The sequence below is a fragment of the Nocardia sp. NPDC023733 genome (genome assembly GCF_040639775.1).
In the GTDB taxonomy this organism is placed as follows: domain Bacteria; phylum Actinomycetota; class Actinomycetes; order Mycobacteriales; family Mycobacteriaceae; genus Nocardia; species Nocardia rosealba.
Genome location: NZ_JBFAAN010000009.1, coordinates 80,274 through 92,406 on the forward strand (window position 1 = coordinate 80,274; position 12,133 = coordinate 92,406).

General features: G+C 67.3%; 12 protein-coding genes and 1 pseudogene. 10 read left to right on the forward strand and 3 right to left on the reverse strand.

Annotated features, from left to right (window positions below):
- Positions 1–7 precede the first annotated feature (7 nt).
- From AB0F86_RS26470 to AB0F86_RS26490, 5 genes and pseudogenes are all read left to right on the forward strand, one after another.
- Positions 8–916 (forward strand): annotated as a pseudogene (locus tag AB0F86_RS26470) (ABC transporter ATP-binding protein); the annotation flags it as partial.
- Positions 917–1,063: 147 nt separating this feature from the next.
- The gene (locus tag AB0F86_RS26475) at positions 1,064–1,759 is read left to right on the forward strand and encodes an ABC transporter ATP-binding protein (protein WP_225282571.1); all 696 of its coding nucleotides are present in this window, start codon (positions 1,064–1,066) and stop codon (positions 1,757–1,759) included.
- 104 nt (positions 1,760–1,863) lie between these two features.
- Positions 1,864–4,602: a DNA polymerase I gene (gene polA / locus AB0F86_RS26480; RefSeq protein ID WP_181697784.1), complete on the forward strand. Its 2,739-nt coding sequence runs from the start codon at positions 1,864–1,866 to the stop codon at positions 4,600–4,602.
- Between the two features lie 91 nt (positions 4,603–4,693).
- Entirely contained in the window at positions 4,694–5,119 is a 426-nt protein-coding gene (locus tag AB0F86_RS26485) for an SRPBCC domain-containing protein (protein WP_181697672.1), read from the forward strand.
- Between the two features lie 186 nt (positions 5,120–5,305).
- Positions 5,306–6,079, forward strand: coding sequence for an acyl-ACP thioesterase domain-containing protein (locus AB0F86_RS26490; protein WP_356987461.1), 774 nt, complete (start codon positions 5,306–5,308; stop codon positions 6,077–6,079).
- 33 nt (positions 6,080–6,112) lie between these two features.
- Here the strand turns inward: AB0F86_RS26490 and AB0F86_RS26495 are convergent, their stop codons facing one another.
- Entirely contained in the window at positions 6,113–6,424 is a 312-nt protein-coding gene (locus AB0F86_RS26495; protein ID WP_181697674.1) for a DUF6191 domain-containing protein, read from the reverse strand.
- Between the two features lie 347 nt (positions 6,425–6,771).
- On the opposite strand from AB0F86_RS26495, the gene AB0F86_RS26500 reads away from it, so the two are divergent.
- Positions 6,772–7,194 carry a 2-keto-3-deoxygluconate kinase gene (locus tag AB0F86_RS26500; RefSeq protein WP_356987459.1) on the forward strand — a complete coding sequence of 141 codons (423 nt, stop codon included), beginning with the start codon at positions 6,772–6,774 and terminating at the stop codon, positions 7,192–7,194.
- A 76-nt stretch (positions 7,195–7,270) separates the two neighbouring features.
- On the opposite strand, the gene trxA is transcribed toward AB0F86_RS26500, so the two are convergent.
- Positions 7,271–7,645: a thioredoxin gene (trxA, locus tag AB0F86_RS26505; protein ID WP_181697676.1), complete on the reverse strand. Its 375-nt coding sequence runs from the start codon at positions 7,643–7,645 to the stop codon at positions 7,271–7,273.
- A gap of 49 nt (positions 7,646–7,694) precedes the next feature.
- Positions 7,695–8,195: a 2'-5' RNA ligase family protein gene (locus AB0F86_RS26510; protein ID WP_356987458.1), complete on the reverse strand. Its 501-nt coding sequence runs from the start codon at positions 8,193–8,195 to the stop codon at positions 7,695–7,697.
- Between the two features lie 75 nt (positions 8,196–8,270).
- On the opposite strand from AB0F86_RS26510, the gene AB0F86_RS26515 reads away from it, so the two are divergent.
- The 4 genes from AB0F86_RS26515 to AB0F86_RS26530 all read left to right on the forward strand — a co-directional run bounded on the left by AB0F86_RS26515 (position 8,271) and on the right by AB0F86_RS26530 (position 12,107).
- Complete coding sequence (locus tag AB0F86_RS26515) at positions 8,271–9,359, forward strand: isocitrate/isopropylmalate dehydrogenase family protein (RefSeq protein WP_357171739.1); 1,089 nt, start codon at positions 8,271–8,273, stop codon at positions 9,357–9,359.
- A 192-nt stretch (positions 9,360–9,551) separates the two neighbouring features.
- The gene (locus AB0F86_RS26520) at positions 9,552–10,391 is read left to right on the forward strand and encodes an ABC transporter substrate-binding protein (RefSeq protein ID WP_225282573.1); all 840 of its coding nucleotides are present in this window, start codon (positions 9,552–9,554) and stop codon (positions 10,389–10,391) included.
- 1 nt (position 10,392) lies between these two features.
- A complete protein-coding gene (locus tag AB0F86_RS26525; protein WP_356987455.1) occupies positions 10,393–11,331 on the forward strand; it encodes an amino acid ABC transporter permease in 939 nt (312 codons plus the stop codon).
- 23 nt (positions 11,332–11,354) lie between these two features.
- Complete coding sequence (locus tag AB0F86_RS26530; RefSeq protein WP_133734253.1) at positions 11,355–12,107, forward strand: amino acid ABC transporter ATP-binding protein; 753 nt, start codon at positions 11,355–11,357, stop codon at positions 12,105–12,107.
- The last annotated feature ends 26 nt before the right edge of the window (positions 12,108–12,133 follow it).

Genomic DNA, 12,133 nt, shown 5'->3' on the forward strand with positions numbered 1-12,133 from the left:
CGAGGACATGGCCGCCGGGTACAAAGCGGCACCGGAGGTCGAGCCCGCGGGCGAGGTCGACGTGACCGCGGTGATGCCGGAACTGGGCGACGCCGAGGCCGTGGCCGACGCCGTCGCACCGCACCGCGCGATCGAGACCGCCGTCGGTGAGCCGCTGCTGCGCACCGACGGGCTGACGGTGAAGTTCGGTGGCCTGACGGCTCTGGACGGGGTGAGTTTCGAGATCCGCCGCGGCGAGATCCTCGGGCTCATCGGCCCCAACGGCGCGGGCAAGACCACCTGCTTCAACGCCATCACCGGTGTGTACAAGCCGGCGGCGGGCAGCGTGCACTTCGACGGCAAACCGCTGGCCAAGACCAAGCGCAACGAGATCACCCGGCTCGGGATCGCGCGCACCTTCCAGAACGTGCGGCTGTTCGGGGAGATGACGGCACTCGAGAACGTCGTCGTCGGCACGGACGCGCGCCACACCACCTCGGTGCCCGGCGCGGTGTTCCGCACCGCCAAGCACCGGCGCGAGGAACGCGACGCCATCGAGCGCGGCATGGCCCTGCTCGAATTCGTCGGCATCGCACCGCGCGCGGTGGAGAAGGCGCGCAACCTGTCCTACGGCGACCAGCGCAGGCTCGAGATCGCGCGAGCGCTGGCCACCGAGCCGAAACTGCTGTGCCTGGACGAGCCGGCCGCCGGGTTCAACCCCAGCGAGAAGTCGGCGCTGATGGACCTGATCCGCAAGATCCGCGACGACGGGTACACGGTGCTGCTCATCGAGCACGACATGCGGCTGGTGATGGGCGTGACCGACCGCATCGTGGTGCTCGAGTTCGGCCGCAAGATCGCCGACGGGCTGCCGACCCAGGTGCGCGAGGATCCGGCGGTGATCGCGGCCTACCTCGGTGTGCCCGACGCGGATACGGTGGCCGAGGTGCGGGAGGGAGCCGATGCCGCCGCGGCGGAGGGCGCGACCCCGACGGCGGGGGCGACCGTGGCGAGTACCACGGCGCTCGAGAAGGACGAACCCGCCGAGCCTGCCGCACAGACACCGCTGCTCGAAGTGCGCGACATGGTGGTGCACTACGGCCGGATCGAAGCGCTGCACGGTATTTCGCTGTCGGTCGCGCCGGGCGAGCTGGTCACGTTGCTCGGCGCCAACGGCGCGGGCAAGACCACGACCATGCGGGCGCTGTCGGGTCTGCTGCCGCTCACCTCGGGGCGGATCCTGTTCGAGGGCAAGGACATCACCACGATGAAGGCCCACGACCGGGTGGTCGAGGGTCTCATCCAGGCACCCGAGGGCCGCGGGGTCTTCCCCGGCATGACGGTGCTGGAGAACCTCGATATGGGTTGCTACGGCAGGCCTTTCGACGACAAGGCGGAGTATCAGAAGACGCTCGAGTGGGTGTTCGAGTTGTTCCCACGGCTGGCCGAGCGCCGCAAGCAGGTGGGTGGCACCCTCTCCGGTGGTGAGCAGCAGATGCTGGCCATCGGGCGCGCGCTGATGGCACGGCCCAAGTTGCTACTGCTCGACGAGCCGTCGATGGGTCTGGCGCCGATGGTGATCCAGCAGATCTTCCGGATCATCAGTGAGATCAACCGGCAGGGCACGACCGTGCTGCTGGTCGAGCAGAACGCCCAGCAGGCGCTGACGCGCAGCGACAGGGCCTACATCCTGGAAACCGGTGAGGTGACCAAGACCGGTGCCGGTGCCGATCTGCTCACCGACTCGGCGGTGATGTCCGCGTACTTGGGCGTGGATTGACCGGGTACTGAGGAGGCCGGGCACGCTGCCACAGCGTGCCCGGCCTTTTTTCCGAGCACGCCCGCGCACCAATAGCCGCGGTGTCGGTGGGTGTCCCTACACTCATGCGGGTGAGTTCACCGACGACTGCTCAGGCATCGACTACGACCACTGCCGCGGAGGGCGAGCGGCCGACGCTGCTGCTGCTCGATGGGCATTCCATTGCCTATCGTGCGTTTTTCGCGCTACCGGCGGAGAACTTCAAGACCGTCACGGGGCAGACGACGAACGCGGTGTACGGGTTCACGTCGATGCTCATCAACCTGCTGCGCGACGAACAGCCGACGCATGTGGCGGCGGCCTTCGATGTGTCGCGCAAGACGTTCCGGACCGAGGCGTACCCGGAGTACAAGGCGAATCGCAGCGCTACGCCCGACGAGTTCCGCGGGCAGGTCGAGCTCACCAAAGACGTGCTGGGGGCCATGGGCATCCCGGTGATGGCGATCGACGGGTACGAGGCCGACGATGTGATCGCCACGCTCACCACCCAGGCACAGGCCCAGGGGTACCGGGTGCTGATCGTCACCGGTGACCGGGACGCGATCCAGCTGGTCAACGACGATGTCACGGTGCTCTACCCGAAGAAGGGCGTCTCGGATCTCACGCGGTTCACCCCGGCCGAGGTGGAGACGAAATACGGACTCACTCCCGCCCAGTACCCGGACTACGCGGCGCTGCGCGGCGACCCGAGCGACAACCTGCCCGGCATTCCGGGGGTGGGGGAGAAGACGGCGGCGAAGTGGATCCGCGAGTACGGCGACCTCGCCACGCTGGTCGAGCGGGTCGACCAGGTGAAGGGCAAGGTAGGCGACGCGCTGCGCGCGAACCTGTCGAGTGTGGTCCTCAACCGCCAGCTCACCGAAATGGTGCGTGAGGTACCGCTGGCCTACACCCCCGATCAGCTCATCAAGGCGCCCTGGGACCGGGAGAAGATCCATCAGCTCTTCGACGACCTGGAATTCCGGGTGCTGCGCGATCGGCTGTTCGACACCCTCGGTTCGCCCGAGCCCGAAGCCGAGTCGGGTTTCGAGATCAGCGGCGGCGCACTCGACCAGGGCGCGGTCGCGGACTGGCTGGCAGAGCATGCGAAAGCAGGTGCGCGCCACGGGCTTTCGATCGTCGGCACGGGTACGCCGGTGCACGGTGAAGCCCGGGCGCTCGCCATCGCCGCGGCCGACGGCGAGGGCGGCTACATCGACCTGACCGTGCTCACGCCCGAGGACGAGACCGCGCTGGCGGCCTGGCTCGCCGACCCGGCGGTCGCCAAGGCGCTGCACGAGGCGAAGTCGGCAGGCCACGCCCTGCGCGGGCGCGGTTTCACCCTGGCCGGGCTCACCACCGATACCGCGCTGGCCGCCTACCTGGTCCGTCCGGGCCAGCGCAGCTTCAACCTCGACGACCTGTCGCTGCGCTATCTCAAGCGCGAACTGCGCGCCGAGACCGGCGAGCAGACCCAGCTGTCGCTGCTCGACGACGAGGACAGCGTCGCGGAGGGCATCGCCCGCGAGGAAATGCTGCGCGCCCGCGCGGTCGCCGACCTGGCCGTCGCCTTGGACGAGGAACTGGCCAAGATCGAATCCACCGCCCTGCTCGAGGAGATGGAGCTGCCGCTGCTCGGGGTGCTCGGTGAGCTGGAGCAGGCGGGTATCGCCGTCGACGTCACCCAGCTCGAGAATCTGCAGCAGCAGTTCGCCGACCGTGTCAGCGAGGCCGCCAACGCCGCCTACGACGTGATCGGCAAGCAGATCAACCTCGGTTCGCCCAAGCAGCTGCAGGTGGTGCTGTTCGACGAACTCGACATGCCGAAGACCAAGCGCACCAAGACCGGTTACACCACCGACGCCGATGCGCTGGAATCGCTGTTCGAGAAGACCGGCCACGCCTTCCTCGAACACCTGCTCGCCCACCGCGACGCGACCCGGCTCAAGGTGACCGTCGACGGCCTGCTCAAGTCGGTCGCCGACGACGGTCGCGTGCACACCACGTTCAACCAGACCATCGCCGCCACCGGTCGCCTGTCCTCGACCGAGCCGAACCTGCAGAACATCCCGATCCGCACCGATACCGGCCGCATGATCCGCGACACCTTCGTGGTCGGCCCCGGCTACTCGGAGCTGATGACCGCCGACTACAGCCAGATCGAGATGCGCATCATGGCGCACCTGTCGGGCGACGCGGGCCTGATCGAGGCGTTCAATTCGGGGGAGGACCTGCACACCTTCGTCGCGTCCAAGGCGTTCGACATCCCGCTGTCGGAGGTGACGCCGGAGATGCGCCGCCGCATCAAGGCGATGTCCTACGGCCTCGCCTACGGTCTGAGCTCATACGGCCTCAGCGCCCAGCTCAAGATCAGCACCGCCGAGGCGAAGGACCAGATGGAGGTCTACTTCGACCGCTTCGGCGGCATCCGCGACTACCTGTCGGAGGTCGTCGAGGCGGCCCGCAAGGTCGGCTACACCCAGACCCTGTTCGGTCGTCGCCGCTACCTGCCCGATCTGGACTCGAGCAACCGCCAGCGCCGCGAGGCCGCCGAGCGGATGGCGCTCAACGCCCCGATCCAGGGCACCGCCGCCGACATCATCAAGGTCGCCATGATCAACGTCCACACCGCGATCCGCGAGGCGGGCCTGCGCTCGCGCATGCTGCTGCAGATCCACGACGAACTCGTCTTCGAAGTGGCCGAGGGCGAGCGCGAAGCGCTGGAAGCACTCGCGCACGAACAGATGGCGAACGCGATCGAGCTGTCGGTCCCGCTCACCGTCTCGGTGGGCACCGGGCGCAGCTGGGACGCCGCCGCACACTGAGTCCACCGTCCACGACCTGGCGCGTTTGTCCAAGACGGCGCGCCGGTCGCGGTCCTAAGGTGGTGGTGATCGACCGAAGGAGTTGAGCATCATGACCGGATTCGTCGCGACCGTGCGGACCGACGTCGACGCCTCTCCACAGCGGGTGTGGGAGGTGCTGACCGACCCAGCGCAGATCCGCAAGTTCATGTTCGGTGCCGAGGTGCGCACCGATTGGCAGCCGGGTAGTTCGATCACCTGGACGGGGGAGTTTCAGGGCAGGGCATACGAGGACCGCGGTGAGATCCTCGCCGCAGAGCCCGGCCGGTTGCTGCGGATGACGCATTACAGCCCCCTGAGCGGGCAGCCCGACATTCCCACGAACTACCACACGCTCACCTACGAGCTAAGCGGCGACGACACGACGACACACCTGTCGATGAGCCAGGACAACAACGCCACCGAGGCGGACGCCGAGCACTCCCGGCAGATGTGGACCGCCCACGTCGACGGGATCAAGGCGGCCGCCGAAGAGTGAGCGCCCGGCATGCGGTCGACGCCGAGCATGCCGAGCATGCCGGGCCGGTCCGTGGACGCGTCGGCCGTGGCCGCACGACGTGACCTGGTCGTGCCGGTGCACCAGGGACCGCCCGCACAGTTGTGAGCACCCGCGACTCGCGAGTCGTCCCCGGCCACCGACCCCGATGTGTGACAGCATCGGCTCATGCCCGTCGACGTCATCCCCACCCCGCTGCCCGACTGCCTCGACATCACGCAGGCCTTCGCGCGCTCGTGGCCGGTCCGCCTGGGCGATACCGACGACCAGGACCGGCTGCGCCTCGACGCGGTCGCCCGGTACCTGCAAGACATCGGGTTCGATCATCTCGACGCGGTCGAAGACGGTGATATCCACCAGGCCTGGATCGTGCGGCGCACCGTCATCGACGTGTACGAGCCGATCGTGTTCGGCGACCGGGTGCAGTTGCGCCGCTGGGCCGACGCCCTGTCGAACCGCTGGTGCGATATGCGGATCCAGCTGAAAGGCGAGCGCGGTGGGCACATCGAAGCGGCCGCGTTCCTGATCCATATCGACCCAGTGGCCGGGCGACCCGCCCGCATGACCGACACCTTCATGGCGCCGATGCTGGCCAGTACCACCGAGCACCGGTTGCGCTGGAAAGCCGCCCTCACCGAACTCGACGACCCCGACGTGGAGACGGTGCCGTTCCCGCTGCGCGTCACCGATGTCGACCGCCTCGGCCACGTCAACAACGCCGTGTACTGGGAAGCTCTCGAGGAAACCCTCGCCGCCCACCCGGACACCCACGAACTGCCCTACCGGGCGATCATCGAACATGTCGGCCCGGTGATGGCCCGAGACAAGGTCGTCCTGCGTACGAGCGTTCGTCCGAACGGTCTGCGGATGCAGATGGACGTGGACGGCTCGGCTCGCGCACTGGCGTCGGTGACTGCGCTGTCTGCCCGCGCCGCGACCTGACGGCATCTTATTGCCGCACAGCGGCTTCCGTGCTCAGCGCTCGCGCGCGATCAACCGCGCGGACCTGCGGCCCAGATCTATTTCGTCGCGTGGCGGCGCACCGTCGGACGGGTTCTCCCGGTGCATCAGCGTGGTCTGCCGCTGTTCGAATTCGTGATGCTTGGACCCCTGGAACATGGCAGCCAGATGCTCGAAGCCCGTCGCGGCGACGGCCGGTCCACGGCGCTTGCGGGTCCAGGGCAGCACCCGGCTGCCGGTGAGCCGGTTGACAACCACTTCCAAGAGCGTGAGCAGGATGAGCCCGATCGCCAGCCCGGGGATCGTCATCGCGAAGACCGTACCCATGCGCTCACGGTACCCCGCCTTCGGTGAGTGGTCCCTGAGCTGCAGTGATGGTACTCACGAGTAGACACGTCGAGCGGGAAACAAGGTTGCGATTTCGCGACGACGCCCCTATTGTCGTAGTCGTGCCGAATCCCGCCGACCGCTTCGCCGCGCCGCTTGTCGCTCACCGCGACCGCGCGGTCGCTGCTGCGCAGACCGCGCCGGCAGCCACACGGCAGATTCTTCTCGTAGTAACCCGCCGTAGCGGGGTCTGATTCGGACCGGCCCCCTCGCTGCGGGCTGATTTCTCTTTTGTACTGCTGGTCCCCTCTGCCAACGAAGACATCTTCGGGAAGACCTCACCTGCAATGACACTGCTCACACTGGACCATGCCATGTTCGACGCCGCGCCCAAGGCCCTGCGCGCCGAGCTCCGTGACCTCGACCCCGCCGACTTCGCCGACCGCTACATCCGGATCACCGGACCGGTCACCCTCGGCGAATTCACTTGTTCCGGAACGGATTTCACCGCCACGCTGGAACTCCGCAACCACCTGCGCACCGTCATCGCCGCCGGTAACCCGGTCGCCGCGATGACCTCGGCGCTCTACGACGAGGGATACCCCCTCGAGATCCTCCGCTTCCACCAGCGCCGCACCGAGGCCGGTATCGCCACCTTCGTGCAGTGCGAGTTCAACGGCAAGCGTGGATGGGCCGCCGCCATGGGCGCCGGCGGCGCCGAGTCGACCGTGCGCGCCATGATCGCGGGCGTCAACTTGCTCGCCAACTGACAGATCGACGCGCAGGGCCCGTTCACCTCATGAAAGGTGAACGGGCCCTTGACGTTTCAGCGGTCGAGCAGGCGACCTATTCGGCAGGCGAGTTCTGCTGCTCGGCGATCTGCTTGCGCACCTCGTCCATGTCCAAACCCTTGACCTGGGTCACCAGATCCTCGAGCGCGGCGGCGGGCAGCGCACCGGGCTGGGCGAACACGAGCACGCCCTCGCGGAAGGCCATGATGGTCGGGATCGACCGAATGTTGGCGGCGGCGGCGAGCCCCTGCTCGGCCTCGGTGTCGACCTTGCCGTGGACGACGTCGGTGTGCTTCTCCGACGACGCCTCGAAGGTCGGTGCGAAACTCTTGCAGGGCCCGCACCAGGAAGCCCAGAAATCGACGAGTACCACGTCGTTTCCGGTGACGACTTCGTCGAAGTTCTGCTGGGTCAGCGTCTGGGTGGCCATGACGTCCTCTCCTTGTCGGTGTCCTCGGCTGTAACGCCTCGGCGTCCCTCTATCTTCCACCGACTACCACATGCTCTTGCCGCGCGTCTCCGTCCCAACGGCGAATGCCCACCACAACGGCCGGAAATTCGTGGTCGGTGGCCACCGCGTCCACCGCCGCACCGAGCTGTTCCGGGTTCACGCGGCGGGCGAGTGTCACGTGTGGTGTCCACGCGCCCGGCCGCGTGTTCGCCGGCATACCGGGGCACGGGCCGACCAGCTCGTCGACCCGGCGGTGCAGGTCGAGCAGTTCCTCGGTGACGATCACCGATCGCACGAGAATCGGCCTGCGTGCCCCGAAGATCAGCAGTCCGCCCAGGCGGACCGGCAACGGTGCGAACTCCAGGCCCGCCAGCGCCCGGTCGATCCTCGGCCAGATCTCGCGGGCCACCGCGACGGTGATGTGTGGTCGATGGGTTTCCCCGCGCGGGGCGGCAAGCCCGAGACGGGCCAGCTCGGCCCACTGCCTGCGGACCTCGGCCTCGCCCGCGTCGTCCAGGAGGAGCTCCACCGACTGCACCATGATCTGCAGAAACTAGTCGCTCCGGTATGTCCGCGTGCCGGTGGCGTGGCGGCAGGGGCGAGGATGGAGCGCGTGAACACGACGAAGGCGAGCGTGCGGCTCGGAGTGATCGACGGTGACGGCATCGGACCCGAGGTGGTGGCCGCCACCCGCGTGGTGGTCGACGAGGCGGTCGGCGCGGCCGGGCTCGACCCGGTGGACTGGGTGCCGCTGCGCATCGGCCACGACGCCATCACCGAATTCGGTCATCCGCTGCCCGAGCAGACCCTCACGGCACTCGACGAGCTCGACGCCTGGATCCTCGGCCCGCACGACAACGCCTCCTACCCGGCCGACATGCGGGTGGCGCCCGGCGGTGCCATCCGCAAGCGCCTCGGTCTGTACGCGAATATCCGTCCCGCCGTGGCCTTCCCGGGAGTGCGTGCCACGGCAGCCGATATCGACCTGGTGATCGTGCGGGAGAACAGCGAGGGCTTCTATGCCGATCGCAATATGTTCGCCGGGTCGGGGGAGTTCAAGCCGACCGAGGGCGTGGCCATGGCGGTGGCCGTGGTCACCCGGCAGGCGTGCGAACGGATCGCCCATCAGGCGCTGCGGCTGGCGCGGGGACGGCGCAAGCGGGTCACGGTGGTGCACAAGGCGAACGTGCTCCCGATGACCACCGGCCTCTTCCGTGACGTGTGCTACGAGATTGCCGAGCAGTATCCGGACGTGCGGGTCGACGACGCGCACGTCGACGCGATGGCCGCGCACCTCGTGCGCGCGCCCGGCGAGTTCGACGTGATCGTCACCGAGAACCTCTTCGGTGACATCCTCTCGGACCTGGCGGGCGAGCTGAGCGGGTCGCTCGGCATGGCGCCCTCGCTCAACTGCTCCGATACCAAGGCGATGGCGCAGGCGGTGCACGGTGCCGCACCCGGTCTGGCCGGGCACAATCGGGCGAATCCGGTGGCCTTGCAACTGTCGGCGGCAATGTTGTTGCGCTGGTTGGGAGTTCGCGACGGAAATCGTGCGCTGAATGCGGCGGCGGACCGGATCTCCGGTGCGGTCGCGGCCACGCTCGCCGCCGGAGTCGCCACCGCGGATCTCGGCAGTCTCGCCTCGACCAGCGAATTCACCGAACAGGTCGCCGCCCGCGTGCACCGGAGGTGAACCCACCCCTTTCACATTCGCTGATTAATCTTCGGTTACTGTCGCACCACGCTGTGTCCGGTTCGCATACATTGCCAAACAGGCGCTGACACGTGGCCGGCGTCGACGTGAAATGTGGAGGCTCCTTTGTCTGTTCGAACTGTGCTCGGCCGCGGTGCCGTGCGGTTGCTCTGTACCGCCGCCGTGGGCGCGATGGTGTTGACCGGCTGCGCGGAAAACACCGAGGGCGATACCACCGAGGTCACCAAGGTCTCGGCCGAGAAGGTCGATGCGATCGCCGCGACGCTGCCCGACAAGGTGAAGCAAGCAGGCAAGATCGTCGTCGGCGTGAACGTGCCGTACCAGCCGAACGAGTACAAGGACGCCAGCGGCAAGATCGTCGGCTTCGACGTGGACCTGCTCGACGCGGTCGCCGCCACCCTCGGGGTGACGGTCGACTATCAGGAGTCCGCCTTCGAGAAGATCATTCCCGCGATCCAGGCAGGCACCTACGACGTGGGTATGTCCTCCATCACCGATTCGCGCGAACGCGAGCAGCAGGTCGATTTCACGACCTACTTCAACGCCGGTATCCAGTGGGCCCAGCAGACCGGCAAGACCATCGACCCGAACAACGCGTGCGGTAAGCGCGTCGCCGTTCAGGCCACCACGGTCGAGCACACCGAAGAGATTCCCGCCAAGAGCGCGAAGTGCGTCGCCGAAGGCAAGCCGCCGATCGATATGAAGCCGTTCGACGAGCAGAGCGCGGCGACCAACGCGCTCGTCCTCGGTCAGGTCGACGCGATGTCGGCCGATTCGCCGGTGACGGCGTACGCGATCAAGCAGAGCGAAGGCAAGATCGAGTCCTCGGGCCCGCTGTTCGACTCGGCGCCCTACGGCTGGGCCGTGCAGAAGGGTTCGCCGCTCGCGGTGTCGCTGCAGAAGGCGCTGCAGCACCTGATCGACAACGGCAAGTACGGCGAGATCACCACGAACTGGGGTGTCGAATCCGGTCAGATCAAGACCTCGGTTATCAACGGCGCAGTGAGCTGACGTGACCGACGAGAAAGACACGGTGGAGGTGCCCCGACCGGGCACCGAACCCGAACCGATCAAAGCGGTCCCGCTGCGCAGGCCGGGCCGCTGGATCGCGGCGGCAATCATCCTGATCCTGGTCGGATTGTTCGTCTACGGCGCTGCCACCAACCCCGCTTACAAGTGGGACACCTACGGCAGGTACCTGTTCGACAGCCGGATCACCCAGGGCGCGATCGTCACCCTGGAACTCACCGTGCTCGCGATGGCGATCGCGGTGGGTCTCGGCACAATCCTCGCGGTGATGCGCCTGTCGCCGAACCCGGTGCTGCGCACCACCGCGTGGGTGTACCTGTGGATCTTCCGCGGCACCCCGGTGTTCGTGCAGTTGGTGTTCTGGGGCTTGGTCCCGTCGCTGTACAAGCAGATCGACCTCGGTGTGCCGTTCGGTCCGCAGTTCTTCCATATCGACGTGCAGAACCTGCAGGCCGCGTTCCTGTTCGCGGTGATCGGTCTCGGCCTCAACGAAGCCGCGTACATGGCCGAGATCGTGCGCGCGGGCATCAACTCCGTCGGCGAGGGTCAGCGGGAGGCGTCCATCGCCCTCGGCATGTCATGGACGCAGACCATGCGCCGCACGGTGCTGCCGCAGGCGATGCGGGTGATCATCCCGCCCACTGGCAACGAGCTGATCGGCATGCTCAAGACCACCTCGCTGGTGACCGCGATCCCCTTGAGTACCGATCTGTTCGGCCGTGCCCGCGACATCTACGGCGTGAACTTCCAGCCGATCCCGCTGCTGCTCGTCTGTGCCACCTGGTACCTGGCGATCACCAGCGTGCTGATGGTCGGGCAGTACTACTTGGAACGGTATTACTCGCGCGGTGCCACCCGGCAGCTGACGGCCAAGCAGCTCGAGGAACTGGCCACGGCGCAGGCGGCGGTGAAGGCGAAATGAGCGAAGCAGTGACCGCACCTCCCATGGTGCTCGCCGATCGGGTGTGCAAGAACTTCGGTGCGCTGCAGGTGCTCAAGGGCATCTCGCTCGAGGTGCACCGGGGCAAGGTGCTCACCCTGGTCGGCCCGTCGGGCTCGGGTAAGTCGACCTTCCTGCGTTGCATCAACCACCTCGAGCAGGTGAACGCCGGCAGGCTCTACGTCGACGGCGAACTCGTGGGGTACCGGGAGAAGAACGGCAAGCTCTACGAGATGCATCCGCGCGATGCCGCGGTCCAGCGCCGCGATATCGGCATGGTGTTCCAGCACTTCAACCTGTTCCCGCATCGCACGGCCCTCGAGAACGTCATCGAGGCGCCCACCCAGGTGCGTGGTATCCGCAAGTCCGAGGCGATCGCCCGGGCCGAAGAACTGCTCGAGCGGGTCGGTCTGTCGGCCAAGCGCAATGCCTACCCCGCGCAGCTCTCGGGCGGTCAGCAGCAGCGGGTGGCGATCGCGCGTGCGCTGGCCATGGATCCCAAACTGATGCTGTTCGACGAGCCGACCTCGGCGCTGGACCCCGAACTGGTCGGTGAGGTGCTCACGGTCATGCGTGAGCTGGCCGATTCGGGTATGACGATGCTGGTGGTGACCCACGAGATGGGCTTCGCCCGCGAAGTCGCCGACGAGCTGGTGTTCATGGACGGCGGTGTGGTGGTGGAGTCGGGACCGCCGCGTGAGCTGCTGTCCAATCCTCAGCACGAACGGACTAAATCCTTCCTCTCACGTCTGCTCTGAGAGATCGACCCGAACGGCCCCGCGGT